Origin of the sequence: Arthrobacter globiformis, assembly GCF_030818015.1 — a bacterium.
GTDB lineage: Bacteria > Actinomycetota > Actinomycetes > Actinomycetales > Micrococcaceae > Arthrobacter > Arthrobacter globiformis_C.
In genome coordinates this window covers 795,370-818,889 of the sequence record NZ_JAUSZX010000001.1, presented here as the reverse complement: position 1 = coordinate 818,889, position 23,520 = coordinate 795,370, and the positions used below count along the sequence as shown (strand labels likewise).

Here is a 23,520-nt window from a genome sequence, read left to right as displayed (position 1 = left end):
TCAGTCATCAGCTTCCTTCCGGCATGATGAAGCTGGCGCCCTGCCGGATGCCGGAGGGCCAGCGTGAGGTCACGGTCTTGGTCTTCGTGTAGAAGCGGAAGGCGTCGGCGCCGTGCTGGTTGAGGTCGCCGAATCCGGATGCCTTCCAGCCGCCGAAGGTGTAGTAGGCAATGGGCACCGGAATGGGGACATTGATGCCCACCATGCCCACCTGCACCCGGCTGGCGAAGTCCCGGGCCGCGTCCCCGTCGCGGGTGAAGATGGCCACGCCGTTCCCGAACTCGTTCTCGCTGCAGAGCCGGAGGGCCTCGTTGTAGTCGGATGCGCGGAGGACGCTGAGCACGGGGCCGAAGATCTCCTCGCGGTAGATCTTCATGTCCTTGGTGACGTTGTCGAACAGCGTGGGACCAACCCAGAACCCGCCGTCATAGCCGTCCACGGCCAGGCCGCGGCCGTCCACCAGGAGCGAGGCGCCCTCCTCCTCGCCGGATTTGATGTATCCCTCGATCCGCTCCTTGGCGGCTGGCGTTACCACCGGTCCGAAGTCGGAGTCCTTGGCCAGGCTGTGGCCCACCTTCAGGGACTTGATCCGTTCCTGCAGCCGTGCCACAAGGCTGTTCGCGGTCTCCTCCCCCACAGGAACGGCCACGGAAACTGCCATGCAGCGTTCCCCGGCCGACCCGTAGCCAGCCCCGATCAGGGCATCGGCGGCCATGTCCAGGTCTGCGTCCGGCATGATCACCATGTGGTTCTTGGCGCCGCCGAAGCATTGCGCCCGCTTGCCGTGCGCCGCCGCCGTGGCGTAGATGTACTGGGCGATCGGGGTGGAACCCACGAAGCCGATCGCCTGCACGCGCCCATCCTCGAGCAGCGCGTCCACGGCTTCCTTGTCGCCGTTGACCACGTTGAAGACTCCGTCCGGCACCCCAGCCTGGGAGTAGAGCTCGGCCAGGCGCAGCGGCACGGACGGATCGCGTTCGGACGGCTTGAGGATGAAAGCGTTGCCTGCCGCGAGCGCGGGTCCGGACTTCCACAGCGGGATCATGGCCGGGAAGTTGAAGGGCGTGATGCCTGCAACCACGCCCAGCGGCTGGCGCATGGAGTGCACGTCGATGCCCGCGCCGGCGTCGTCGGAGAACTCGCCCTTGAGCAGGTGCGGGGCGCCGGCGGCGAACTCCACCACCTCGATGCCGCGCTGGATGTCGCCCCTCGCGTCGGCGAGGGTCTTCCCGTGCTCCGAGGACAGGAGGGCGGCCAGCTCGTCCATGTTCTCATTTACGAGGTCCACGAATTTGAGCAGGATGCGGCCGCGCCGCTGGGCGTTCATGGCGCCCCACTCCGGCTGGGCCTTTTCGGCGTTCGCGACGGCGTTGCGGACTTCCTCCGCGCCCGCCAGCGGCACCTTGGCCTGGACCTCTCCGGTGCAGGGATCAAAGACATCGCCGTACCGGCCGGACGTGCCGTCTACCCGCCGCCCGCCAATGTAGTGGGAAAGTTCGCGAACCATCAATGCTCCTTTGCATGACCCCGGCTATCTCTGGTGCTGAATCTACTCGGACTTCCTACTAAATTCCAGAGTCCCTGAGGCGGGGTTGGCAGCGGCCGTGAGCTGCCGCCGTCGCGGGGCACTTTGATGCGTAGGCACTGCCCCGGGGTGCCAAATCCCGGCGTGTCCGCGCCAAAGTGCCCCGTTTTGGGCGCGGTTCGGGCGGCACCGCGCCGCCATCCGCCTGGAGTCCCATCCGGGTCCAAGTTCGGTAAGTTAGGACTGTGAAGATAGCTACCTGGAATGTGAACTCGCTGCGTGCCCGTGCCGACCGTGTGGAGGCGTGGCTGCAGCGCTCCGACTGCGACGTCCTGGCCATCCAGGAAACCAAGTGCAAGGACGACAACTTTCCGTGGGAGCTGTTCGAGCGCATGGGCTACGAGGTGGCGCACTTCGGCGTAAACCAGTGGAACGGTGTGGCCATCGCCTCGCGCGTGGGCCTGGACGACGTCGAACGCGGCTTCACGGACCAGCCGCACTTCGGCAAGGCGGGCAAGGAACCGGTCCAGGAAGCCCGCGCCATGGCCGCTACCTGCGGCGGAGTCCGGGTCTGGAGCCTCTACGTCCCCAACGGCCGCTCCCTCGACGACGAGCACATGCCCTACAAGCTCAAGTGGCTTGATTCCCTGAAGAACCACGCGGCAGGCTGGATCTCCGAGGACCCGTCCGCGCAGGTCGCGCTGATGGGCGACTGGAACATCGCGCCCACGGACGATGACGTCTGGGACATCGACCTGTTCCTCACCCAGGGCTACACCCACGTCAGCGAACCGGAGCGCGCCGCGTTCCGCGCCTTCGAGTCCGTGGGCTACTCCGACGTCGTGCGCCCGCACACCCCGGGCCCGGGCGTCTACACGTACTGGGACTACACCCAGCTGCGCTTCCCCAAGAAGGAGGGCATGCGGATCGACTTCGTGCTCGCCTCGCCTGCCCTCGCCTCGCGGGTCTCCGGCGCGTCGATCGACCGGGAGGAACGCAAGGGCAAGGGCGCGTCCGACCACGCACCGGTGATTGTGGAACTGACCGACTGATGGAGGCTGACGGCTGATGACAGGCAGGCATTCATGACGGGCAACCTCTACCGAGGCCAGGCCGGGCTCCCGTTTTCCTCCACGCTGCGCGTTTATGAGCCGCTGGACGCGTTCCCCGAGGAGCAGCGCGCCGCCATCAAGTCAGCCGGCGAGCGGGCGGTGTCCCGCGCTGCGGTCGAAAACGCGGAGCTGCTGGCTTCCCTGGGGCGGATCACCCGGCCCGGCGGCGATCCGTTCCCCACCGGGCGGACCGACCTGGTGCGCGTCACCCGCGCCCCGGGCGTCCCCGTGGAGGATGCCGGCAAGGAAGGTTCGGAGGAGGAAACGGCCGACGGCGTCGCGCTGCTTTACTGCCCCAGCCAGCTGGTGCTTCGGGCCGGGTTGGCGGCAAACGCGCTGATCGAGGGCATCCACGGACCCCTGGCCGAGCTGTTGATACCCGAGGAGCAGCGGGACAGGCACCAGGAACGCATCGACCTGGTCAATGCCCGCGAGGGCATCACCAAGGTGCACACCCGGGCTTCCACCTGGGGCATCCCCTTCAGCTGGTTCTCGCTGTTCCTCGAGTCCGATCCGCAGGACGTTGTGGAGGCGGGTGGCCGGATCCTCACCGTGCGCGTGTGGACGCCCATTTCCGACGCCCTCGACCGGGTGCGCTACGCCGTGGCGAACCTGGCCCTCGCCGCGCCGGACCTGGACATGCTGGATGACCTCACCCAGCTCACTGAATGGCTGGAGCTCTTCCACGCGGATTCGATGGTGGAACTGGACTACGGCGCGGTGGCGGACAAGGTCTACCCGGACGACTCCCCCATGGACGTGCGGCTGGGCATCGAGTGCCTCGCGGAGGGTGACATGACCGGCGCCGCCGCCGCCTACCGCCGGCTTGCCTCGCGCTGGATCCCGATCCGCCAGCTGGCCCGGGCCTCGTAACCCGGCGCTGATCCCCAGTCCGGCACCCACGGTGCGCTGCTAGGAGGACCGGGGAGGCGCCGTCGTGCGTCTGACTATGAGGCGGTGCGGGGCGACGGAGGACCGTACCGAACCCGGGATCCCCAGGAGTTCATCGAGCAGCATCTTGGTACCAAGCTCTGCCTGCTCGTCGGGCCGTTGCCCCACTGTGGTGAGGCCGACGGCGTCGGAAAAATCGTGGTCGTCGATGCCGATCACGGACAGCTCCTCCGGAACCCGGACGCCGACACGCTGCGCTTCGAAGATGACCCCCATGGCCATTTCATCGGACGCGCAGAAGATGGCGGTCGGTTTTGCACCGGGCTGGGCCCACAGGCGCCGGATCGCTTCCTGGCCGCTGCGGAGGGTGAAGTCTCCCCACTCATCCCACTCGGGCCGGACGTCAAGGCCCGCGGCCGTCATGACGTCCTGGAAGGCCAGGATGCGGACCCGCGGAACATCGAAGTTGAGGTCCGTTTCGTCGTCGCCGTGCAGCAGCGCAATGTCCCTGTGGCCGAGTTCGATCAGGTGCTTGACGGCGGTGGAGGCTGCCGCGTAGTCGTCGATGCCGATGTAGGCGCATTCCTCCACGTGGCCGCCGACCACCACCAGCGGAATGTCGATCTTCTGCAGATGCTCCAGCTCGTCCCGGGTCAGCGCCATACACAGGACCAGGAGGGCGTCGATCTGCTTGTAGACCATGGTCTTGCTGAAGAGCCGCTCGCGGTGGCTGCCGTGGCCCCCGAGGTTGAAGAGGGAAAGGTTGTACTGCCGGGCATGCAGTTCGCGGTCAGCGCCCTCGATGGCCTTCGAGAAGAACCACCGGCTCACAAACGGAGCCAGCACGCCGATGGTCTTGGTGCGCCCGGTGGCAAGCCCGGACGCCGAGGATGAGGCGACGTAACCCAGCGCCGTGGCCACCTCAAGGATTTTTTCCCGGGTGGCCGGCGAGACGCGGGGCAGGCCGCGCACGGCTCGGGAAACGGTCGCCGTGGAGACGCCGGCGGCCGCCGCCACGTCTTCGATACTGACTCCTGAGTGGCCACCGCGCTGTGCCCTTTCAGTAGTGCGCGCCACGATGTCCTCTCTATACCCTCATGCAGATTTCCGCCACGCTGTTCTCCCGGCGGCAAGAATCCAGTTTAATCCCGCGTGCTCACGTGCGGCGCGTGGCCGTGCGTGCGGGGAGGCGCCTACGGAGCCTGACCATGCCATACAGTGCCAGCAGTGTGGCCAGCAGCCCCAGCGCCCACCCTAGGGCGGACTGCGCCGTCAGCTCCATCCAGACGGTGGCGACGAGCAGCACCACGGCCCAGAAGCCAAGGAATCCGATGATGATGTCGAAGTCCTCCCCGGACCGTACGCGTTTTGGCGCGATCGGTGCCGGCTTCCTGCCCTGTGGTGCTGCTCCGTGCGTCACTTGACAGCGCCCGCCGTCAGGCCGGCCACAATCTTGCGCTGGAACACCAGCACCAGGATGACCAGCGGGATGGTGACGATGGTGCCGGCAGCCATGATGGCCGTATACGGCACCTGGTTCGGCTGGGCCCCGGCGAAGTTGGCGATGGCCACCGTCACCGGCTGCGTCGCATCGCTGGAGAGCTGGCTGGCGATCAGGAATTCATTCCACGAGGAGATGAACGCCAGGATCGCCGTGGTGAAGATGGCCGGCGCGGCGAGGGGCATGATGACCTTGCGGAACGCCTGTCCCTGCGTGCAGCCGTCCACCCGGGCCGACTCCTCCAGTTCCCACGGCATCTCCCGGAAGAAGGAGGTCATGGTGTACACCGTCAGCGGCAGGACGAACGAAATGTTCGGGATGATCAGCGCCTGGTAGGTACCCATCCAGCCGATGTTGGTGAACAGCTGGAACAGCGGGGTGATCAGGGCAACGCCCGGGAACATGGATGCGCCCAGGATGAAACCGAGCACCAAGTACTTGAACCGGAAGTTCAGCCGCGCGAGCGCATATGCCGCGAAAACACCGATGACCAGCGATACCAGCGTGACCACGCCGCCGATGAAGACGCTGTTCAGCAGCGCCTGGCCGAACCGGTTGCCGAACGAGGTGTCGAATGCGGTGTTGAAGTTGTCCAGCGTGACATGGCTGGGCAGGAGCGAGGTGTCGTAGGTGAAGCCCACCTCGCGGAACGCCGTCACCACCATCCAGTACGCGGGTGCCAGGCACCAAATCAGGATGACGGCGGCGCTGATGTAGGTCCTGCCCTGCGCCCACTTCTCCTTGTTCTGGGCGTTGCGGCGGCCTCGGTCCTGCTCCGCGCGCAGAGTTGTGGCGGCGGATGTCGCGGCGGTCATTTCTTCCCCTTACCGGTGGCGCCGCTCTGTTCAACAACATTTGCCCCGAGGAACCGGACAAAGATGAACGCGACAAGAAAGATGATGATGAAGGTGATGGTCGACAACGCCGCGGCGGCATTGAACCCTTGCCTGATTTGGTTGATCACCAGGATGGACAGCGTGGTGGTGTTGTTCGCCCCGCCCGTCAGGATGTACGGAAGGTCAAACATGCGCAGCGCGTCCAGCGTGCGGAACAGGATGGCCACCATCAGGGCGGGCTTCACCAGCGGGAGCGTGATCAGCCTGAAGCGCTGCCAGGCGGTGGCGCCGTCGACCTTGGCAGCCTCGTAAACCTCGGCCGGGATCATCTGGAGTCCGGCCAGGATCAGCAAAGCCATGAACGGCGTCGTCTTCCAGACGTCCGCGATCACCACTGCCCACTTCGCCGGCCATTCGCTGCCGGTCCACAGGATCGAGGTGTTGAACATCTTGTTGGCGATGCCTTCAAACGCGAAGATGAAGAACCAGAGCTTCGCGGTGACGGCCGTGGGGATGGCCCACGGCACCAGTACAGCGGCGCGGACCATGCTCCGGCCCTTGAAGGTGCGGGCCATGATCATTGCCATCCAGAAACCCAGAACGGTTTCGAAGGCGACGGTGACCACGGTGAAGAAGAACGTTGTTGCCGTGGCCGACCAGAACTGTGCACCAAGCGTGCCCGGCGGGCAAGCCACCGTTCCGCCGGCAGGGGCGGAACACTGCTGGGCGATCCAGTTGACGTAGTTCTGGACGCCTGCCGGCCCGCCTGCGGTAAAGAGGCCGGTCGCGGGATCGAGGCCGGCATCCTTCTGGAAGGACATCACGATTGCGCTGACGATCGGGTAAACGATCACCACGGCAAGGGCGATGATGGTCGGGGCAAGGAGCCACGAGGCCCACTTCCCCTGACTGAGAATCTTGTTATCCTCACCCACGCCCTTGGGGCCGTGGTGGATCGGGGCGCCGCCCGACGCCGGTGCCTTGACCGGCGTCGGGCCTACTTCGGTTGCCATGGCAGAACTACGATCCCGCACCGGCGGATTCGATGGACTTCTGCATGTCAGACAGTGCAGTGTCCACGGGCTTCTCGCCCTTGATCGCCGAATAAGCGTTGTCCTGGATCGCCTTGGTGACCGCCGGGTAGAACGGCGTGACCGGACGCGGCACGGCGTTCTCAATGGAGGTCTTCAGCACCGGCAGGTACGGTAGCTTCTTCACCAGGGCAGCGTCAGTGTAGAGGCTGCCCAGCACCGGAGCCAGTGAACCCTGGGTCGCATAGAACTTCTCGGTCTCCTCGGACGTCATGAACTTCAGGAAGTCCAGGGCAGTCGCCTTGTTCTTGGAGTAGACGCTGACAGCCATGCTGTGGCCGCCCAGAGTGGAGGCACCGGGGCCGTCCTTGCCCGGGATCGGGGCGATGCCCAGCTTGTCCTTCACCGCCGAGGAACCTTCAGTGGTCGCCAGGTTGTAGACGTAGGGCCAGTTTCGGTGGAAGAGGAGCTTTCCGCTCTGGAACGCCTGGCGGCTCTGCTCCTCCTGGAAGGTGATGCCTTCCTTCGGGATGTTGCCGTCGGCGTAGGCCTTGGCCAGGTTCTCCAGGCCCGCCTTGGCCTGGTCGGTGTTCAGGCTGGGCTTGCCGTCCGCATCCAGGACGGTGCCCCCGGCGGAGTTGATGGCCTCCGAAGCGTTGACGGTCAGGCCCTCATACTTGCTGAACTGCCCGGCGTAGCAGCCAATGTTGTTCTGCTTGGCGATGGAGCACATGCCCATCATCTCGTCCCACGTCTTCGGTGCGGTGGGGACCAGGTCCTTACGGTAGTACAGCAGGGCCCCGTCGGAGGTCTGCGGCGCCGCGTACAGCGTTCCCTTATACGTGGCACTGTCGACGGTCGGCTTCAACATGGCGCTGGTGTCGAAGGCCATCTTGTCCTTCAGCGGCTGGAGCCATCCCTTGGCCGCGAACTCTGCGGTCCACACGACGTCAACGTCCACGACGTCGTAGCTGGCATCCTTGGCCTGGAAGTGCTGCACGATGTCGTCGTGCTGCTGGTCGGCTTGGTCCGTCTGCTCCTTGAAGGTCACCTTCTCGTTCGGGTGGGCGGCGTTCCATTTCGCGATCAGCGGGCGAACGACGTTGCTGTTGTCCTTGCCCTGGACGTACGTGATGGGACCGCGGCCGTCCAAGTTGTTGGCGGCGTCGCCTCCCCCGGCGCCGCCGCCCGTGGTGCCGCCCCCGCCGCCGCCGCCACAGGCAGACAGGGTCAGGGCAAGCACACCGGCAGTGGCAACCGGGAGTAAGAACTTAGGGGTTTTCATTGGCTGGAGACTCCTCGCTGAGTGACATGGAAATCATTCGTGCGGTTGATGTGGTGACTGTCACACTAGTAACGTTGCCCGAAGATATGCAAGCGTTTACACCTAATTGTTACCCGAGAGGCAACTATGACCCACCGCCCGATCACCACGCCGGCTTCCGAGACAGCGGCGTGGTGGGCCCACGCAGTTGTTTACCAGATCTATCCGCGTTCCTTCTCGGATGGGAATGGTGACGGCATGGGTGACCTGCCCGGCGTCACGGCACGCCTGCCCTACCTGCAGCAGCTCGGTGTCGATGCCGTCTGGCTCTCGCCGTTCTACCGGTCCCCGCAGGCCGACGGCGGCTACGACGTCGCTGATTACCGGCAGGTGGACCCGGCGTTCGGTACGCTGGCCGACTTCGACTCCATGCTGGACGAGGCGCACAGCCGCGGACTGAAAGTGATCGTCGACCTGGTGCCCAACCACACGTCCGATGAACATGTGTGGTTCCAGGAGGCCCTTGCGGCGGAACCCGGCTCGGCCGCCAGGGAGCGCTACATGTTCCGGCCGGGGAAGGACGAGGTTCCCGGCTCCGGCGACGGAAACATCGCGCCCAACAACTGGAAATCCATCTTCGGCGGACCGGCCTGGACGCGGACCACGAACGCGGACGGCTCCCCCGGCGACTGGTACCTGCACCTGTTCGACACGAAGCAGCCGGACCTCAACTGGGAAAACCCCGAGGTCTGGGAGGAGATGCGTTCCGTGCTCCGCTTCTGGCTGGACCGGGGTGTGGACGGCTTCCGGGTGGATGTGGCCCACGGGATGGTGAAGGAGGCTGGCCTTCCGGACTGGGAAGGCGTGGCTGCCATGGTGGAAGGCTCCGCCGAAGCCGCCCACGTGACGGATCCCCCTGGCGCCCACGGAGAGACCGTGGAACCGCATACGGCGCACGCTTCTCCGTCCGGCGCCGGCTCAGGTGCCGCCGATTTGGGGGCCGGTGATTTGGGGGCCGGTGATTTGGGGGCCGGTGCCGGCTCAGGTGCCGCGATGGGCTCGGAACACGAGCCCGTATCGCCGCTGTATCCCCCGTCGCCGTTCTTCGACCAGGACGGCGTCCATGACATCTACCGTGACTGGAACCGGGTCCTGGCCGGATACGACGGCGACCGCATGCTGGTGGCCGAGGCGTGGGTTGAACCCGCGGAACGGCTCGCCCGGTACATCCGCCCGGACGAGATGCAGCAGGCCTTCAACTTCGACTTCCTCCTGGCCGGCTGGGATGCCCAGCGGATGGCCGTGGCCATCGAGGACTCCCTCGAGGCCGCAGCATCCGTAGGGGCGCCGTCCACGTGGGTCCTGAGCAACCACGACACGGTGCGCCACCCGAGCCGCTTCGGCCTGCAAAACCCCACCACCTTCCCCAAGGGCATTGCCGCGGAGGACGAGCAACCCGATGCAGCCCTGGGCCTGGCCCGTGCCCGGGCCGCCACGCTGGTGTCCCTGGCCCTCCCCGGCTCCGCCTACATTTATCAGGGCGAGGAGCTTGGCCTCCCCGAGCACACCACGCTGCCCGCCGAAGCCCGCCAGGACCCCACGTTCTTCCGGACCAACGGCATCGAGCGCGGGCGCGACGGCTGCCGGGTGCCGCTGCCCTGGAAATCCGAAGCGCCCGGGTATGGCTTTGCAGAGGCATCCGCTGCGCAGGACCCGGCCGCGCCCTGGCTGCCCCAGCCCGAATCCTTCGAATACCTGGCCGCCGACAGGCAGGACGGCGTCAAGGGCTCCACACTGGAGCTGTACCGGTCCGCGCTCACCGCACGCCGGAGCCATGGGCTGGGGTCCGGAACGTTCTGCTGGGCGGATAACCACGATCCCGAACTGGGCGTCCTGGCCTTCCACAACCGTGATGTCCTGGTGGTCGCCAACACGGGGGCGGAGCCGACGCCGGTCCCCGACGGCTACCGGGTGGCACTGTCCAGCGCCGAGGAATCAGGCGCTGATGAAGCCGTGGTTGGGCCCAACAGCGCGGCCTACCTGGTGGCCGGATAAGCAGCCCGCCCGGTTCTGACTAACCGAGTTCCGGCTGTCAGAGTTCTAAATAATGGAGCTAGCGGACCCGCTCAGCACGGCTGAAGCGGGTCCGTGCGCCTGCCGCGATGTGCACCAGGACCGGCGTACGCTGGCCCACCACCGCGCTCAGGGCATCAACAAGGTCCGCCGCTTCGGCTGCGATGGCCTGCGGCGACACCCCCGGCCGCGGGTGCAGCCGGAGCTTCAGCGCCGGCTGGCCCTTGACGTCGTAGATCGAAACCGTGGCCCCGGCGAGGTCGGGACGGTCGGCCAGGGCGTTCTTCAGCGCCTGCTCGGCCACTCCCCCGCCGATCCGGATGTCGCCGGGAACGCCGCCCGGGTCCTCTGCTGCCAGCAGGAGATCGGTGCGGCCCTTGCCCTGCTGGGCGATCCACGCGACCATCAGGCCGATCAGCAGCACCACCGCGAGGGCCAGGACGATCCACAGCCAGCTCCCCTGCCGGCCGGGGAACTGCGTCCCCTCAAAGACCGTGGCGGCGTTATCCAACACGCTTTTGGACCACGAATGCCACCACGCCGAGACGGCGGGGACCGTTGCCAGGAGCATGAGCAGCACGCCAATGACCAGCAGTTTGAACCCGAGGATGCCGATGATGATCCGGTTGAGAAGCCTTGGTGTACCGTTCACGCACCCACCACCCCTGAGGTCGACAGATTGACGATCACCTGGGGCATGGGCGAAGGGCCCATCGCCTGCAGTTCGTCCTCCACCGCCTGCAGGATGGCGTTTTCGCTGACCGGCACACCGGAAGTGGGGCGGACATTGACCACCACCTGGCGCCGGGAAACCACCACCATGACCTGTTCCTGCGTGACGTTGGCCGCCAGGCGCGCCCTACGCGCGAGGTCCGCGGCGATGACTTCATCATCAACCACCACGGCAATCCGCCGCTCATCAAGCAGACGCCTGGCCCGGCGCCCGGGCAGGATCGCACTCAGGAAAAAGAAGAGCCCTGCTGCCGCAGTCACGGCTCCCGCAGCAGCCAGCAGCAGCGGCGGCACACCCGACGGGAGCGCCACGATCCGCTCGGCGGCCGTCTGCGGATCGATGAGCCAGGGCGGCTGGCCGATGGCGCGTACTGCGGATTCCAGGAGGGCGTAAAGACAGAGCACGATGACCAGGGATCCCGCGATGACTGCTGCAACGGCGCGGGAGGAGTGGGTCTCGCGGTGCAGGACGCGCCGCATGTCGATGGCGGCGGCATGCGCGGCACCGGAGCCGCCGTGCGCCGGGTCCCCGCCGGCCTCATGCCGCTGTTCAACGACGGAACTCACCGTACCCTTCCCCCTTCCGTGACGTGGGCTCCGCTGATGCGGATGTCCACCCTGCTCAGACTCGCACCGCTGAGTTCGGTGACCTTGGTCAGAATCTCGGTCTTGGCGTGCACGGTCCTGTCCCAGATGGAGCCGCCGAGAGCCTGGACGCGTCCCGGGTCGCGAAGGACGGCAGCCAGGCTGGGAACCCTAATGGGGGCGACGAGCGACAACGCCAGAAGGCCGTCGTCGTCCGACCAGTCAGCGCGAACGTCATGGGCATGGATGCCCAGGGCCTCGGCCGCGGCAGCCTTGGCCAGGCTCGTAAGCGCCTGGGTGCTGATCCTGTTGTGGCCGCTGTACTGCCGCCGGGGCGTCACCGCGTCGACTGCCTGGTTCATGTCAGCCGCCCGGTCATGAGGACGAGCGCCGGCCAGTGATGGCATCGATGACGCTGCGCAGGTCCAGTTTCCCTTCTGCGGCGCGGCCCAGGAGCGCACCGATTCCCATGAACAGCAGGGAGATCAGAAAGCCCCAGAGGCCGAACTGTAGTGACATGAAGGCCACGAAGGCGCCGACTGCGATTCCGACGACAGTGGGGCTCACAGGACCGCCTCCCTTTCAGCGACAGCGGGCGCACCCGCCGGCTTCACAGGCGGTGCAATGTAGACGTCATTGATCTCGACGTTCACCTCGATGACCTGCAGGCCCACGAGTTTCTCGACGGCCGAATAGACGCTGGCCCGTACCTGGTTGGCCAGGGGATGCAGCGGAGTGCCGTAGACGGCCACCAGCGTTATGTCTACTGCGACCTGGGTTTCGCCGACCTCGGCGTGCACCCCTGCAGCATGATCGGAGCTGCCCACCGCGTCCCTGATGGCTCCGAGCGCCCGGGAGGAACCGGTTCCCAGGGAGTACACGCCGGGCACGGCCCGGGCCGCGATCCCGGCGACTTTGGCCACTGCGGTCTCGGAGATCACGGTCCGCCCGCCGGCTGCGGCCGGCGTCAGGGCAGGGTCCGCTCGATCGGCGGCGGTTTGTGGATTCTGGTATTCCATCAGCGCTCCCCTTCTGTTGAACACAACCCTATCCCCTAGGCAGGACAACGTCAGGGGGCCGCCGCACCGCGTTCCGCGCGGTGCCCTGCGGCCCGAGGCGGGTCAGTGGCAGTTCGCGGACAGCCAGCTTGTCACGGGGGCCATGGCGGCTTCGAACTTGCCGTTGGAGTACACGCTCTGGTCGGAGAGCCCGGCCAGGGCCACCTCGTTCAGCCGCGCGAAGTCCGCCTCCAGCGCCTCCGGCACCCGCTGGGCCGTTTCGGCGAGTTCCGCTTTTTTCTGCTCCAGTTCCGCCGTCTTGCCCTGCGCTGCGGAGAGGGGCAGCAGGGACGCCCCCGTGGCCTGAGTGGAAATGGCGTCACAGGCCTCGGCCGCCGAGGCGTAGCCGCCAAAGGGGCCGGACGCGGCGCTGGCGGATGCGGTGGGAGCGGCGCTGCTGGCCGCCGTCGTGGACGGTCCAGACGCCGACGGCGTGCTGCCGGAGGCAGGCGCGGAGCAGGCGGTAAGTGCCACTAGGGCAAAGAGAGGGCCGTGGCGTGCAGCGGGCGGGCAAGATGTTTCACGGTTTCCATTCCTGGAGTGGTTTTGCCGCCTTGGGCGGCCTGGCTGGGCAGCCGCAGAACGCCTGCCCCGTCCCCCGGCGTGCGAGTCTAGCCCGGCTGCCGCACCTCTTTCCAAGTTGACAGGCCGGGCGCACTTTGCAGTCGTCCTTGGATTGCACTGTATATACCGAGATGCAGACATATACGGAGATGCAGACGCAGCAGGAGGCGCCCGGACCAAGTCCGGGCGCCTCCTGTTCATTTGCTTCAGTCAGGATTACTTGTAGAGGCCGTTGCCGCCAACGTGGACGTTGGTGGGCAGGTATCCGAACGGGCCGAGGCCGTTCTGGCCGAAGCTGCGGTCAACCTTGGACACGCCATCCCGGAAGTTGATCTTCACGGTGGGCGACAGGGATCCGCCGCGGACGCCGTTCACGTTGTCGATGAAGGACTGGACCAGGCCGCCCGGCTGCACGTAGTGCGAGTAGGCCTGGAACTGACGGCCGTTCTGGTTCGGCGTCGGGGCTTCCGGGGATTCGGAGGGCAGGTTCAGGTCCGTCGGGGAGCCCAGGGCCAGGCCGCTGTTGTTCATCGGCTGGTAGTCGGAGCGGACGCCGTCGCCTACAAAGCCGTAAACGCCGTCGGGTCCGCGCATGCCTGCAGCGTAGGTGAACTGGTGGCTGATGGTGAACAGGTAGTACTTGTTCTTGCCGTTTTCATTCTGGATGAAGATCTGCGGACGCTCGGTCTGGTCGTTGACGCAGTTGGCGGAGAGGATCGGCGGCAGGAAGTGCCACTTGGTCAGGTCCTTGTTGTCTGCCACGGCCAGGCCAACGTTGGCGGTCTGGTAGTAGGCACCCTTGCTGTTGACCTCGTCAACGTTCTCGGCGTTGGGATCACCCTTGGCGTAGCCCAGGTCCTCGTTCTTGCAGCGGTAGTCGCCGCGCTTGCCGCCGGTGTTGCCTTCGAACACCATGTAGGTCTTGCCGGGGTGAGCCGGGTCGGCGAAGGTGTACGGGTCGCGGAACGCGAAGCCCGGGTTCTGTGCCTTGTTCTGGTACAGCTTTCCGTCCGGCTCGAGCAGCTTGGTGTGCTGGAAACCGTCGAAGGTCACGCCGTTCTTGTCGGCGTGGATGTTGCCGAGCGCCTTGGCGATGACGGCGTCCGGGGCGATGCCGCCGCCGCCGGCGTTGCGCTCCTTGACGTCGTAGAACGTGGTGGCCGTGTAGAACACGTTCACCTGGTTGCCCTTCATGAGGCGGGTGGAGCCGGACCATTCGGTGTTGCCGATGGAGGAACCGTCCACGAACAGGTGTCCGCCGTAGTTCCACTTGTCCTTGGCCGGGTCGGCGTTGGTCTTGCGGAAGAAGTAGCCGATGCGGGCGTTCCAGTGGCGCTGGTCGAACCCGTAGCCTGCGTGCCGGTCAGCAACCAGCGAGAAGATCACGTCGTAGCCCTTGTAGCTGATCTGGTTCGCGTTCTCGTCGGTCAGCGACCAGGTGTCCCAGACCCACACGTCATCGTTCATGGCAGGGAAGTCCTCGGGGATCTCCGGCATGGTGACATCGGGGCTCATCGAGTTCTGGCCCGGCTTTACCTTGGAGTCGCTCTGCGCCATGATCTGCTTGGCATCCGCGCGGGTCCACTTCGAGGTGAAGTCCGACGCCGGGTCGTGTGCCGCCCGGGTGTGGGGCGTCGGCAGTGGGAAGCCCGGGCTCGGTGCCGGCATCTGCGTGCTCGACGGCGGATCCGATGGCTCATTTGCCTGCGCCGAGGGCACGGCGAGGAACGCCGTGGCGGCGACAGTTGCCACCAGAGCTGCGGCGGCGGGGCGCCACCGCAGCATCCGGGGGGTGTTGGGGTGCTTGTGCATTCTTTGCTCTTCTCGCGGAGTTACGTTCGTGGAAGACGGGCAGCTGCCCTTGTCCCCCGAACTCCGGCGGCCCCGCTGACACGGCATGCGTCATCGAGGACGCCGTTGTGTCGAGGGAGAAAAACGGGGTTTGGGTAGGACCCCGTGGGCGATTGGAAATGTCATACATTTCGCGGCCCACACTCCACGCTAGACAACGTTGTCAGCCGAGTTCAACCCGGTTTTCGGCACATAGTCTCCGGGGGCTGCACCGAGGTGCAAGCGCTTACATCTCGTTGGCGCGCGCGTGCCCCACCTCAGGGCTGGAATCAAATGTGTCTTCATAAACGCGTCATCAATGGCATTGATCACACCCGTGACCGGGCGTTCAATCGACCAAAACGGGGCATCTTTATGCGGAACACGCCGGACGTTGTCGCGAATTAGGACGGCCGGGGCCTCCGAAGTGCCCCATGACGGCTCACCCTCTGGCCACCCAGGACTCCGGGGGTTCGCGGCACCCTCGGCTGTCCGCGGCGAGAAGCAGGGCTTAGCCGCAGCAGGGGCAGCGGAGCCCGGGCAACGAAAAAACCCCGCTGTTCCTAATGGAACAGCGGGGTTTTAGCTGGTGGCTCCGACCGGCGTCGATCCGGTGACCTTTCGATTTTCAGTCGAACGCTCTACCAACTGAGCTACAGAGCCTAGGTGACATGTCACCATGACGGCCGGAATTTCTTCCGGCAATCAAAGCGACCCTGACGGGACTTGAACCCGCGACCTCCGCCGTGACAGGGCGGCGCGCTAACCAACTGCGCTACAGGGCCTTGCTATTTCTTGCTTCCGCAGTATCGCTACCGCGTTTTTTCAAGGACTCCAGCCTACCAGACTTTTTTGCCTGCTTTGACCACTTCCTTGCGTACCCCCAACGGGATTCGAACCCGTGCCGCCGCCGTGAAAGGGCGGTGTCCTAGGCCGCTAGACGATGGGGGCCTGGACTCAATCTGGCTGAACAAGGGCAAAAATAAAGGGCCGAAGCCTTTCGTTCTTGTCCTTCCGTGTTCCTCCGAACTGGACCTGTAAAACTATAGAGCCTATCCCCGGAATATCCAAAATCAGCCCGAAGATCACCCAAACGGCAGGCAGTTCATGGCCCACCACAATGGCAGTTTCTTGGCTAGACATGGCCGATTTCCGCCAGCCACCGCGGGGAGAACAGAGCTAGATTGGCACCATGGCATCCACCGCCGGCACCAGCCCACTCCAGCCCCATCCCCCCGAAGGCCCCTCCACTGGAGGATCGGCGCCAGCCGGACCAGCCACCGAGACACCCGCTCTCGAGAAGCCTGCCTCTTCCGTGAACGCGCTGGGCGTCGCCGCCGTCGTGGTCACCGTAGTGCTCTGGGCCTCCGCCTTCGTGGGCATCCGCGCCGTCGGCCCAAGTTTCTCCCCCGGAGCCCTGACGCTGGGGCGGTTGGTGATCGCCGCCGTCGTGCTGGGCGCGGTGGTGCTGCCAAAGTTGCGGGCGCTGCCGCGGGGCCGCGAGTGGTGGCCGATTCTCGCCTATGGCGTCATGTGGTTCGCCGGGTACAACGTGGCGCTCAACGCCGCGGAGCATTCCCTCGACGCAGGAACCAGCGCGCTGCTCATCAACGTGAACCCCATCCTGGTGGCCGTGATGGCAGGCATCATCCTCAAAGAGGGTTTTCCGCGCTGGCTGATCATCGGCACCCTGGTGGCGTTCGGCGGCGTCGCGGTCATCGCTTTGGGCTCGGGGACGCGTTCGACGGCGGACGTGGCCGGCGTGCTGCTTTGCCTCCTCGCTGCGGCACTCGCCGCAGTCAGCGTCATCATCCAAAAGCCCGTGCTGCGGAAGTTTCCGGCCGGGCAGGCCACGTGGTTCGGAATCATGGTGGGCCTGGTCTGCTGCCTGCCCTTCGGCGGCCAGCTCGTGACGGAGCTGCAGGCGGCGCCGCTGCCGGCCACCCTTGGCCTGGTCTACCTGGGCATCTTCCCCACCGCCATCGCCTTCACCACCTGGGCCTACGCGCTGTCCCTGATCGACGCCGGGAAGCTGGCGGCCACCACCTATCTGGTTCCCGGCACCACCGTGCTGATCTCATGGCTGGTGCTCAGCGAGATCCCGACTGCCTGGGGACTCGTGGGCGGCGCGATCTGCCTCCTCGGCGTAGGGCTGACCCGGCGGAGATCCCGCTAAAGTTTTGGATATGCCCGCAAACCTGCCGCCCGGCCTCCCGATCGTGCCGGACGGAGCCGGCGACCCGCCGGGGTTCGAGATGTCCGAAACCGATTTCGAGGCCGCCGTCAGCGACGCCCTCGATCAGCTTCCGGCCGAGGTGGCGCGGGCCATGGACAACGTAGCGGTGTTCATCGACGACGACTACGTCCCACAGCCCGGCGAGGACCCCGACACAGTGCTCCTGGGACTGTACGAGGGCGTGCCCCTGACCGAGCGCGACTCCTGGTGGGACGCCGGATCCCTGCCGGACCGCATCACCATCTACCGCCAGCCCATCCTGGACATCTGCTCCTCGCGCGAGGATGTGGTGGAGGAAGTCGCGGTAACAGTCATCCACGAAATTGCCCATCACTTCGGAATCGACGACCAGCGGCTTCACGAACTCGGATGGGACTAGCCGCAGCGCAACGTTCCACGACACGCCCGCCGCATCTGCGCCGAAATGACACTCGTGTTGTTTATGTTATTGATGTGACCAGTGTTGCCAAAGTGGCAAACCGCACCTAACCTCAGAGGGCTGGGCATCTTCAGAGGGGCACTTCCGTGCCGCTCCCGACTCGTTCGCCCCGCCCTGACTTGCGAGGTTATGAATGAGTTTGACCGGCCCAGGCCGCACAGCGGCTGTCCTGTGCACCGCCGTCGTCCTCTTTGGAACCCTTGCAGCACCTGCCCGAGCTGACCGGGCATTCGCGGTTGCGCCGCCAACATCGGGCCATGGGGCAACGGCCCTGACAGTTCCGGCGTCGGAAATCCCCTCCCCAGGGGACATCGCTGCCGCCAAGTCCAGTGAAAGTGCGACGGCGGCAAAGGTCGCCGACATCGAGGGCATCCTCGCCGACGCCGCGGCGGCCCAGGAGGTCACGTTCGCCCGGACGCTCGAAGCCAACAACGCCTACAGCAATGCTCTGGTGGAGCTGGACACGAGGTCGGACGCGGCCGCCGTGGCCACGGCCAGGGCTGCTGCCGCGGACAAGGAACAGTCCAAGAGCCGTAAGGCCGTGGGGCAGCTGGCCGGGGACCTGTACCGGAACGGCGGCCTTAATCCGGAGCTGAGCGGCCTGGTCACGGGCACGGGCGACGTCCTCGCCAAGGCCGCAACGCTGCAGGCCCTCACCGCCGGCCGGAGCAGGGCCTTCGCCACCGCCGAAACCACCGCCGCAGCCGCCGAATCACTTACCGCTGCTGCCGCCGACGCCCGCCGCGCCGCAGACGACGCCGCGAAAACCGCCGAGACGCTCAAGGCCGAGGCAGACCAGGCCAACGCCGCCCAGATGAAGGCAGTGGCGGACGCCAAGGCGCAGCGGACTGTCCTTGTGGGGCAGCTGGCCTCGCTGCGGAACACCACGGCAGCGCTCGAATCCGCCCGCGTGGACGGGCTGGAGCGCCAGCGCCAGCAGGCCCGCCTCGCCGCCGTGACTGCGGCAGCCGAACGTGCCGCCGCAACCCAGGCGGCCGCAGACAAGGCAGCGGCTGCTAATGCTGCGGCGTCCGGCAACGGGAGTTCAGCCCCGGCGGAACAGTCCGCTTCCGCGCCGGGCCGGACGCCTGCCCAGGCCGCTCCTTCACAGGCCGCTCCGCCAGCCCCTTCAGCACCTCTACCTGCGGCTCCGGCTCCGGCCCGCCCGGCTCCGGCCCGCCCGGCACCCGTCCGCCCTGCTCCCGCGCCCGTCCGGCCGGCACCAGCCCCCGCCCCGGCGCCAGCGCCTGCTCCAGCGCCAGCACCTGCGCCCGTTCAGCCAGCCCCTACTCCGGGCGGTTCCAACCAGGCGGCCATTTCGGTGGCGATGGGCAAAGTTGGATCACCGTACTTCTACCAGTACGGCGGTACGGGTGCGTATGGCTTCGACTGTTCCGGCCTGGTCCAGAACGCGTTCGCAGCCATCGGAAAGCAACTTCCGCGCACGGCTGCGGAGCAGTTCGCCCAGGCACCCGTCCACGTACCCCTGTCCCAGGCGCAGCCCGGTGATCTCCTGGTCTGGGGATCGGCCCCCGGTTTCTACCATGTGGCGATCTACCTGGGCGGCGGCAAGGTGGTCCAGGCGTTGAACCCTTCCGCGGGCATTACCGTGACTGACCTGAGCATGATGGCCGGCATGCAGCTCCACCCCGTCGCGGCGCGCTACTAGCGGAAAAGCGCGCCTCCTCACGACCCGTTTAGCTAAGCCAGCTACTAATCCCTAGGACAGAACGTCCTTGCTCACGAACCTGCCGTACGCAAGCGCGCCGAACACTGCGATGTAGCCAGCCTGCAACAGCGCGTTGTCACCGAACGAGTCCCAGCCGATGGGCTGGCGAAGCAGGTCTGCGAAGCCGAACCAGTAGTGTGTGAACAGCCACGGGTGCAGCCACTCCAGCTGGGGCAGCTGGTCGAGCACCTGGGATACGACGGACAGGACGATGGTGGCAGCCATGGCGCCTACGGGCACGTCGGTCAGCGTTGACAGAAACAGCCCGATGGCCGACAACCCCAGCAGCGATACGGCCTGATATGCGGCGATCAGCAGCATCCTGACCAGCGCCTCGTCCGGTTCCACCAGGTCGCCCGAAAGCAGCGCCACCGGTCCCACCGGGAAGAGCGCCCAACCGATGCCCGCGCCGGCGAGCGCCACGGCCAGCGGCGCGGAAATACAAAAAACAGCCGCCCCGGCATACTTCACCAGCAGCAGGCGCACCCTTCCGGCGGGAGCCACCAGCAGGTATCGCAACGTGCCCACTCCGGCTTCCCCGGCAATGGTGTCCCCCGCGACCACGCCAATGGTCAGCGGAAGGAACAGCGGAACGGAAACCAGCATCGCCGTGACGGCCACGAACAGTCCGTTCTGGCTGATCCGGTCCAGGAATGCGGGCCCCCTTCCCGGTGGAACAGCCGAGGAAACGCGGACGACGACGGCGATCACCACCGGGATGGCGGCCAGCGCCAGAAGCATCGCCTGGGTCCTGCGGCGGCGGAACAGCTGCTTCACCTCCGAGGCGAGCAGCGAACCGCTGGACGGCCGGCGCTTGGTAACCGACACCGGGCTGTTTTGCACGGTCAGTCGCTGCACTGCCGGTTCCTGCACTGCCGGTTCCTGCACTGTCGGCCCGTGCGGGTCGCGTTCATGCGTCGGCGGTTCGTGCACTGCCGGTTGGTTCACTGCCGGTTCCTGCACTGGCGGCCGATCACTGTGCGACATCGAAGCCCTCCCCCGTCAAAGCCACGAAGCGGTCCTCCAGGCTGCCACGCTCCACCGTGAACCCGCGGACACGCACCCCGTCCGCCACGAGGGCAGCCACGATCGCTTCCGGTGGCACGCCTCCGTTTGTGGATGGTTCACCTGCGGGCGCTGGGTGATCCGCAGGACCTGAGAACCCGCTGCCAAGGGGCAGGCTGGACGTGATGACGGCATCCGCGCCGTCGGGGTGTCCCACAATCGGGGACAAGCCGAACCGCGTCAAAACGCCCGACGCAGTACCGGCGTCGGGCGTCAGCAGGCGGAGCTGCGCAGTGCCCGCCTGGCGGAGTTCGGCCAGGGGTCCTTGGGCCACCAGCCGGCCAGCGCTCATGATCGCCGCATGCGTGCAGATCTGCTCCACTTCGGCGAGCAGGTGGCTGGACACGAACACGGTGGCACCGTCGGCGGCGAGGGATCGCACCAGATGCCGGACCTCCCGCGTGCCCTGCGGATCCAGCCCGTTGGTGGGTTCGTCCAGGACCAGCAACTCGCGCCTTGCCAGCAGCGCGTTGGCGATTCCCAGCCGCTGCTTCATTCCGAGCGAGTAGGCCCGCACCTTCTTGCGGGCAGCATGGGAAAGCCCCACGCGTTCCAGCGCTTCAGCCACCCGCGCGCGGCGGGTGGCCGGCGCGGCATGGCGGTCCGCTGCATCAAGGCGGTGAAGATTTGCCGCGCCCGAGAGGAACGGATAGAAAGCCGGACCCTCCACCAGCGCACCCACCCTGGGCAAGACCTCATCCAGCTGCCGCGGCATGTCCAGCCCCAGGACCCTGACCTCCCCCGCGGTCGGGGCGGCGAGGCCGAGCATCATGCGGATGGTGGTGGTCTTGCCGGAACCGTTGGGGCCGAGGAAGCCGAAGACAGAGCCCCGGGGGACGGCCAGGTCGATGCTGTTGACCGCCATCTGGTGGCCGAACCGCTTGCTCAGCCCCTTGGTTTCTATGGCCGGGCCGCCTGTTGCCCTGAAAGCGGGCAGGCCACTTTCTGGTACGGCGGCTGCCGATGCGTCAGTTGCCGATGCAGGTGCAGTTGCGTCAGTTGCGGAACCCGGACCGCGGCCAGCGGCTGTCACCTCGCGGCAGCGGCGGCCTGGAGCCGCTCCAGGGGCACGGAACCAACAAACGTCCGGCCGTCGTCGGTCAGCAGGACATTGACCAGTGATGTGGAGATGGCCCGGCCGCCCTCAACAGTCACGGTCGCCTGGCGCAGCAGGGGATCATTAAGCAGCCTGTCGACGGATTGCTTTCCAGACTCAGGAGACGCGGGCGGGGCGGAAACGGATGGGGCCGGGATGCCGACTATCCGTTCCCAGCCGGAGCCGGTTACCGTCGGGGCGTGCCCGCGCAGGTCCTTGTTGGCTGCATCCTTATTGGCCGGATCCTTGCTGCCCAGATTCCTGTCAGTCCGGTTCTTGTCAGCCAGGTCCTTCGTGCCCCTCGGCTTTGCCGGCACCGCAAGTTCCTTTACCAAGGCACCCGGCGGCGGCGAGAAGTTGAACAGGCTCGCGTCGGGAGCCCCGAGCGTCAGGTTGGAGAACGCGGTCCGGAACGCAGGCTCCTGTTGCCCGCGCGCCCGCACTTCCACGCTAAGCGGCATGCCGTTCTCACCATCCACGGCCACCGCCACGGAGCCCACCAGGGTCACGCCCGACCGCGGCGTGAGGACCAGATTGTAGGCCGTCCTGCCTGCCACCTCGATGTCTCCGGCCACCGCCACGTCGGTGCTGCCGTCCAGCTTGTCAAGCATCTTGGCGGCCAGTTCCTCCGGCGTTGCCACACCTGCCGGCATGTCATGGCTGTGGGGTTCCTTCGATGCAGCCGCGGGAAGCGTGACGTGCGTGGCCGTGTTGTCCTTGGAGTTGTACAGCCACAGTTCGTTGCCCTGCCGGACGGCGTCGCGCTCGGCCATCCGGTCCATCACTTGTATGCGGGCCTTGGTCAGTCCGTCGACGTAGACCCGTGCGCTGTGTGGCCCGGTCAGCAACTCGGCGAGCGAACCCGTGCCTGCACCCGAGGTGGGTCCTACCTGGGGGACATCGGGCAGGCCGAGTTCGGAGGACTGCTCCACCGTGCCGGAGAAGGACTTGGTTTGGTGTTGTCCGATCATCGCCAGCACCTGTGCCGGGGTCTTCTCGGGCAACGGATCCCGGGCGCTCGCGGGCAGGGACCCCGCCAGGACTCCGGCAGCAATAACAGCAGGTACGGCCACGGCGGGCGTCCACCGTAGCCAGGTGGCAGTCATGTCAACTCCGCTCCGACGTCGCAGCTCATACCATCAGGGTACGCCTCGGCCTCCCTTGTGGCAGCCCCCGGCCGGGAGCCCCCCGGCCGGGAGCCCCCCGGCCGGGCTGTCGGCTTTCCCTGCACAGGCTGGTGGGCCAGACTGGGTGGGACGCCGTTTCCAGCTTCCAGGAGCCTTCGCCAATGCGCATTCCCGGTGCCACATCCAGTCCCGCCGATGAACTGACAGGCATCGTGGGCTTCGCCGCCCAGGCGATGGATTCGCTCGGGGAATGGGGTGTGGGCCTCTTTACCCTCCTCGAGACGGTGTTCCCGCCGATTCCCAGCGAAGTGATTCTTCCGCTGGCCGGGTTCCTGACCCGGCAGGGGTCGCTCAACCTGGCCTTCGTCTTCGTGACCAGCACACTGGGGGCGTATCTGGGCGCCCTTGCGCTGTATTTCCTTGGCGCGAAGGTGGGACTGGAGCGTTCAATCCGCTGGCTGTCCAAGCTGCCACTGGTGAACCGGGAGGACTTCGAGCGCGCGGACGTCTGGTTCCGCCGCCACGGCAGGTCGGCGATTTTCTTCGGCCGGCTGCTCCCTGGCGTGCGGAGCCTCATTTCGTTGCCGGCGGGCGCCGAGAGGATGCACCTGGGCACCTTCAGCATTTTCACCATTGCCGGCAGCGGCATCTGGAACGGCGCGCTGCTCGGCTTCGGCGTACTGCTGGGCCGGCAGTACGCGATGGTGGAACAGTACTCCCGCTACCTCAACTACGCCGTCTACGCCGCCCTGGCCATTTTCGTGGTCTGGCTCGTGGTCCGGCACATCCGGCGCAGGAAGCCTGCACAGGACCGGCAGTAGCCGCC

General features: G+C 66.4%; 24 protein-coding genes and 3 tRNA genes. 7 read left to right on the top strand and 20 right to left on the bottom strand.

From position 1 onward, the window contains the following. Positions 1-7 precede the first annotated feature (7 nt). The gene (locus QFZ23_RS03840; RefSeq protein ID WP_306920611.1) at positions 8-1,507 is read right to left on the bottom strand and encodes a CoA-acylating methylmalonate-semialdehyde dehydrogenase; all 1,500 of its coding nucleotides are present in this window, start codon (positions 1,505-1,507) and stop codon (positions 8-10) included. Between the two features lie 263 nt (positions 1,508-1,770). Between QFZ23_RS03840 and QFZ23_RS03835 the strand changes: the two genes are divergently transcribed. Together QFZ23_RS03835 and QFZ23_RS03830 are read left to right on the top strand one after the other, a co-directional pair. After that, positions 1,771-2,577 (top strand): exodeoxyribonuclease III, encoded by an 807-nt coding sequence (locus tag QFZ23_RS03835; RefSeq protein WP_306920610.1) that lies wholly within the window; start codon positions 1,771-1,773, stop codon positions 2,575-2,577. A 33-nt stretch (positions 2,578-2,610) separates the two neighbouring features. Continuing rightward, complete coding sequence (locus QFZ23_RS03830) at positions 2,611-3,510, top strand: hypothetical protein (protein WP_306920609.1); 900 nt, start codon at positions 2,611-2,613, stop codon at positions 3,508-3,510. Positions 3,511-3,549: 39 nt separating this feature from the next. On the opposite strand, the gene QFZ23_RS03825 is transcribed toward QFZ23_RS03830, so the two are convergent. The 5 genes from QFZ23_RS03825 to QFZ23_RS03805 form a co-directional block, all read right to left on the bottom strand. Beyond that, positions 3,550-4,605, bottom strand: a complete 1,056-nt coding sequence (locus QFZ23_RS03825; protein ID WP_306920608.1) for a LacI family DNA-binding transcriptional regulator — start codon at positions 4,603-4,605, stop codon at positions 3,550-3,552. 79 nt (positions 4,606-4,684) lie between these two features. Next, on the bottom strand, positions 4,685-4,948 hold the full coding sequence (locus QFZ23_RS03820; RefSeq protein WP_306920607.1) for a hypothetical protein: 264 nt from the start codon (positions 4,946-4,948) through the stop codon (positions 4,685-4,687). Continuing rightward, entirely contained in the window at positions 4,945-5,844 is a 900-nt protein-coding gene (locus tag QFZ23_RS03815) for a carbohydrate ABC transporter permease (protein WP_306920606.1), read from the bottom strand. Before QFZ23_RS03815 ends, QFZ23_RS03820 begins: the two co-directional genes overlap by 4 nt. Next, positions 5,841-6,878 carry a carbohydrate ABC transporter permease gene (locus QFZ23_RS03810; RefSeq protein ID WP_306920605.1) on the bottom strand — a complete coding sequence of 346 codons (1,038 nt, stop codon included), beginning with the start codon at positions 6,876-6,878 and terminating at the stop codon, positions 5,841-5,843. Before QFZ23_RS03810 ends, QFZ23_RS03815 begins: the two co-directional genes overlap by 4 nt. Before the next feature lie 7 nt (positions 6,879-6,885). After that, complete coding sequence (locus QFZ23_RS03805; RefSeq protein ID WP_306920604.1) at positions 6,886-8,181, bottom strand: ABC transporter substrate-binding protein; 1,296 nt, start codon at positions 8,179-8,181, stop codon at positions 6,886-6,888. Between the two features lie 126 nt (positions 8,182-8,307). Between QFZ23_RS03805 and QFZ23_RS03800 the strand changes: the two genes are divergently transcribed. Beyond that, positions 8,308-10,215, top strand: coding sequence for a glycoside hydrolase family 13 protein (locus tag QFZ23_RS03800; protein WP_306920603.1), 1,908 nt, complete (start codon positions 8,308-8,310; stop codon positions 10,213-10,215). A gap of 58 nt (positions 10,216-10,273) precedes the next feature. On the opposite strand, the gene QFZ23_RS03795 is transcribed toward QFZ23_RS03800, so the two are convergent. From QFZ23_RS03795 to QFZ23_RS03745, 11 genes are all read right to left on the bottom strand, one after another. After that, positions 10,274-10,885, bottom strand: coding sequence for a hypothetical protein (locus QFZ23_RS03795; RefSeq protein WP_306920602.1), 612 nt, complete (start codon positions 10,883-10,885; stop codon positions 10,274-10,276). After that, the gene (locus QFZ23_RS03790) at positions 10,882-11,532 is read right to left on the bottom strand and encodes a hypothetical protein (RefSeq protein ID WP_373427842.1); all 651 of its coding nucleotides are present in this window, start codon (positions 11,530-11,532) and stop codon (positions 10,882-10,884) included. Before QFZ23_RS03790 ends, QFZ23_RS03795 begins: the two co-directional genes overlap by 4 nt. Further along, positions 11,529-11,912, bottom strand: a complete 384-nt coding sequence (locus QFZ23_RS03785; protein ID WP_306920601.1) for a hypothetical protein — start codon at positions 11,910-11,912, stop codon at positions 11,529-11,531. Before QFZ23_RS03785 ends, QFZ23_RS03790 begins: the two co-directional genes overlap by 4 nt. Before the next feature lie 13 nt (positions 11,913-11,925). Further along, positions 11,926-12,117 carry a DUF2273 domain-containing protein gene (locus QFZ23_RS03780; protein WP_306920600.1) on the bottom strand — a complete coding sequence of 64 codons (192 nt, stop codon included), beginning with the start codon at positions 12,115-12,117 and terminating at the stop codon, positions 11,926-11,928. Further along, a complete protein-coding gene (locus tag QFZ23_RS03775) occupies positions 12,114-12,569 on the bottom strand; it encodes an Asp23/Gls24 family envelope stress response protein (protein ID WP_306920599.1) in 456 nt (151 codons plus the stop codon). The genes QFZ23_RS03780 and QFZ23_RS03775 overlap by 4 nt, the downstream gene beginning before the upstream one ends. A gap of 102 nt (positions 12,570-12,671) precedes the next feature. Continuing rightward, positions 12,672-13,082: a hypothetical protein gene (locus QFZ23_RS03770; protein WP_306920598.1), complete on the bottom strand. Its 411-nt coding sequence runs from the start codon at positions 13,080-13,082 to the stop codon at positions 12,672-12,674. A 306-nt stretch (positions 13,083-13,388) separates the two neighbouring features. Next, positions 13,389-14,984, bottom strand: coding sequence for a glycoside hydrolase family 68 protein (locus tag QFZ23_RS03765; protein ID WP_306920597.1), 1,596 nt, complete (start codon positions 14,982-14,984; stop codon positions 13,389-13,391). 605 nt (positions 14,985-15,589) lie between these two features. Then, a tRNA-Phe gene (locus tag QFZ23_RS03760) sits at positions 15,590-15,665 on the bottom strand. A gap of 48 nt (positions 15,666-15,713) precedes the next feature. Beyond that, positions 15,714-15,787 (bottom strand) — tRNA-Asp (locus tag QFZ23_RS03755). Positions 15,788-15,880: 93 nt separating this feature from the next. Further along, positions 15,881-15,953, bottom strand: a tRNA-Glu gene (locus QFZ23_RS03750). Between the two features lie 6 nt (positions 15,954-15,959). Next, a complete protein-coding gene (locus QFZ23_RS03745; RefSeq protein WP_306920596.1) occupies positions 15,960-16,145 on the bottom strand; it encodes a hypothetical protein in 186 nt (61 codons plus the stop codon). A 49-nt stretch (positions 16,146-16,194) separates the two neighbouring features. On the opposite strand from QFZ23_RS03745, the gene QFZ23_RS03740 reads away from it, so the two are divergent. The 3 genes from QFZ23_RS03740 to QFZ23_RS03730 all read left to right on the top strand — a co-directional run bounded on the left by QFZ23_RS03740 (position 16,195) and on the right by QFZ23_RS03730 (position 19,346). After that, positions 16,195-17,178, top strand: coding sequence for a DMT family transporter (locus tag QFZ23_RS03740; RefSeq protein ID WP_306920595.1), 984 nt, complete (start codon positions 16,195-16,197; stop codon positions 17,176-17,178). A 10-nt stretch (positions 17,179-17,188) separates the two neighbouring features. Further along, entirely contained in the window at positions 17,189-17,617 is a 429-nt protein-coding gene (locus QFZ23_RS03735) for a metallopeptidase family protein (RefSeq protein WP_306920594.1), read from the top strand. A 193-nt stretch (positions 17,618-17,810) separates the two neighbouring features. Next, positions 17,811-19,346, top strand: coding sequence for a C40 family peptidase (locus QFZ23_RS03730; RefSeq protein WP_306920593.1), 1,536 nt, complete (start codon positions 17,811-17,813; stop codon positions 19,344-19,346). A gap of 51 nt (positions 19,347-19,397) precedes the next feature. On the opposite strand, the gene QFZ23_RS03725 is transcribed toward QFZ23_RS03730, so the two are convergent. The 3 genes from QFZ23_RS03725 to QFZ23_RS03715 form a co-directional block, all read right to left on the bottom strand. Further along, a complete protein-coding gene (locus QFZ23_RS03725) occupies positions 19,398-20,147 on the bottom strand; it encodes an ABC transporter permease (protein WP_373427919.1) in 750 nt (249 codons plus the stop codon). 232 nt (positions 20,148-20,379) lie between these two features. Then, positions 20,380-21,336: an ABC transporter ATP-binding protein gene (locus tag QFZ23_RS03720; protein WP_306920592.1), complete on the bottom strand. Its 957-nt coding sequence runs from the start codon at positions 21,334-21,336 to the stop codon at positions 20,380-20,382. Between the two features lie 164 nt (positions 21,337-21,500). Next, positions 21,501-22,673, bottom strand: a complete 1,173-nt coding sequence (locus QFZ23_RS03715) for a LolA family protein (protein WP_306920591.1) — start codon at positions 22,671-22,673, stop codon at positions 21,501-21,503. 182 nt (positions 22,674-22,855) lie between these two features. On the opposite strand from QFZ23_RS03715, the gene QFZ23_RS03710 reads away from it, so the two are divergent. Continuing rightward, positions 22,856-23,515: a DedA family protein gene (locus tag QFZ23_RS03710; protein WP_306920590.1), complete on the top strand. Its 660-nt coding sequence runs from the start codon at positions 22,856-22,858 to the stop codon at positions 23,513-23,515. Positions 23,516-23,520 lie beyond the last annotated feature (5 nt).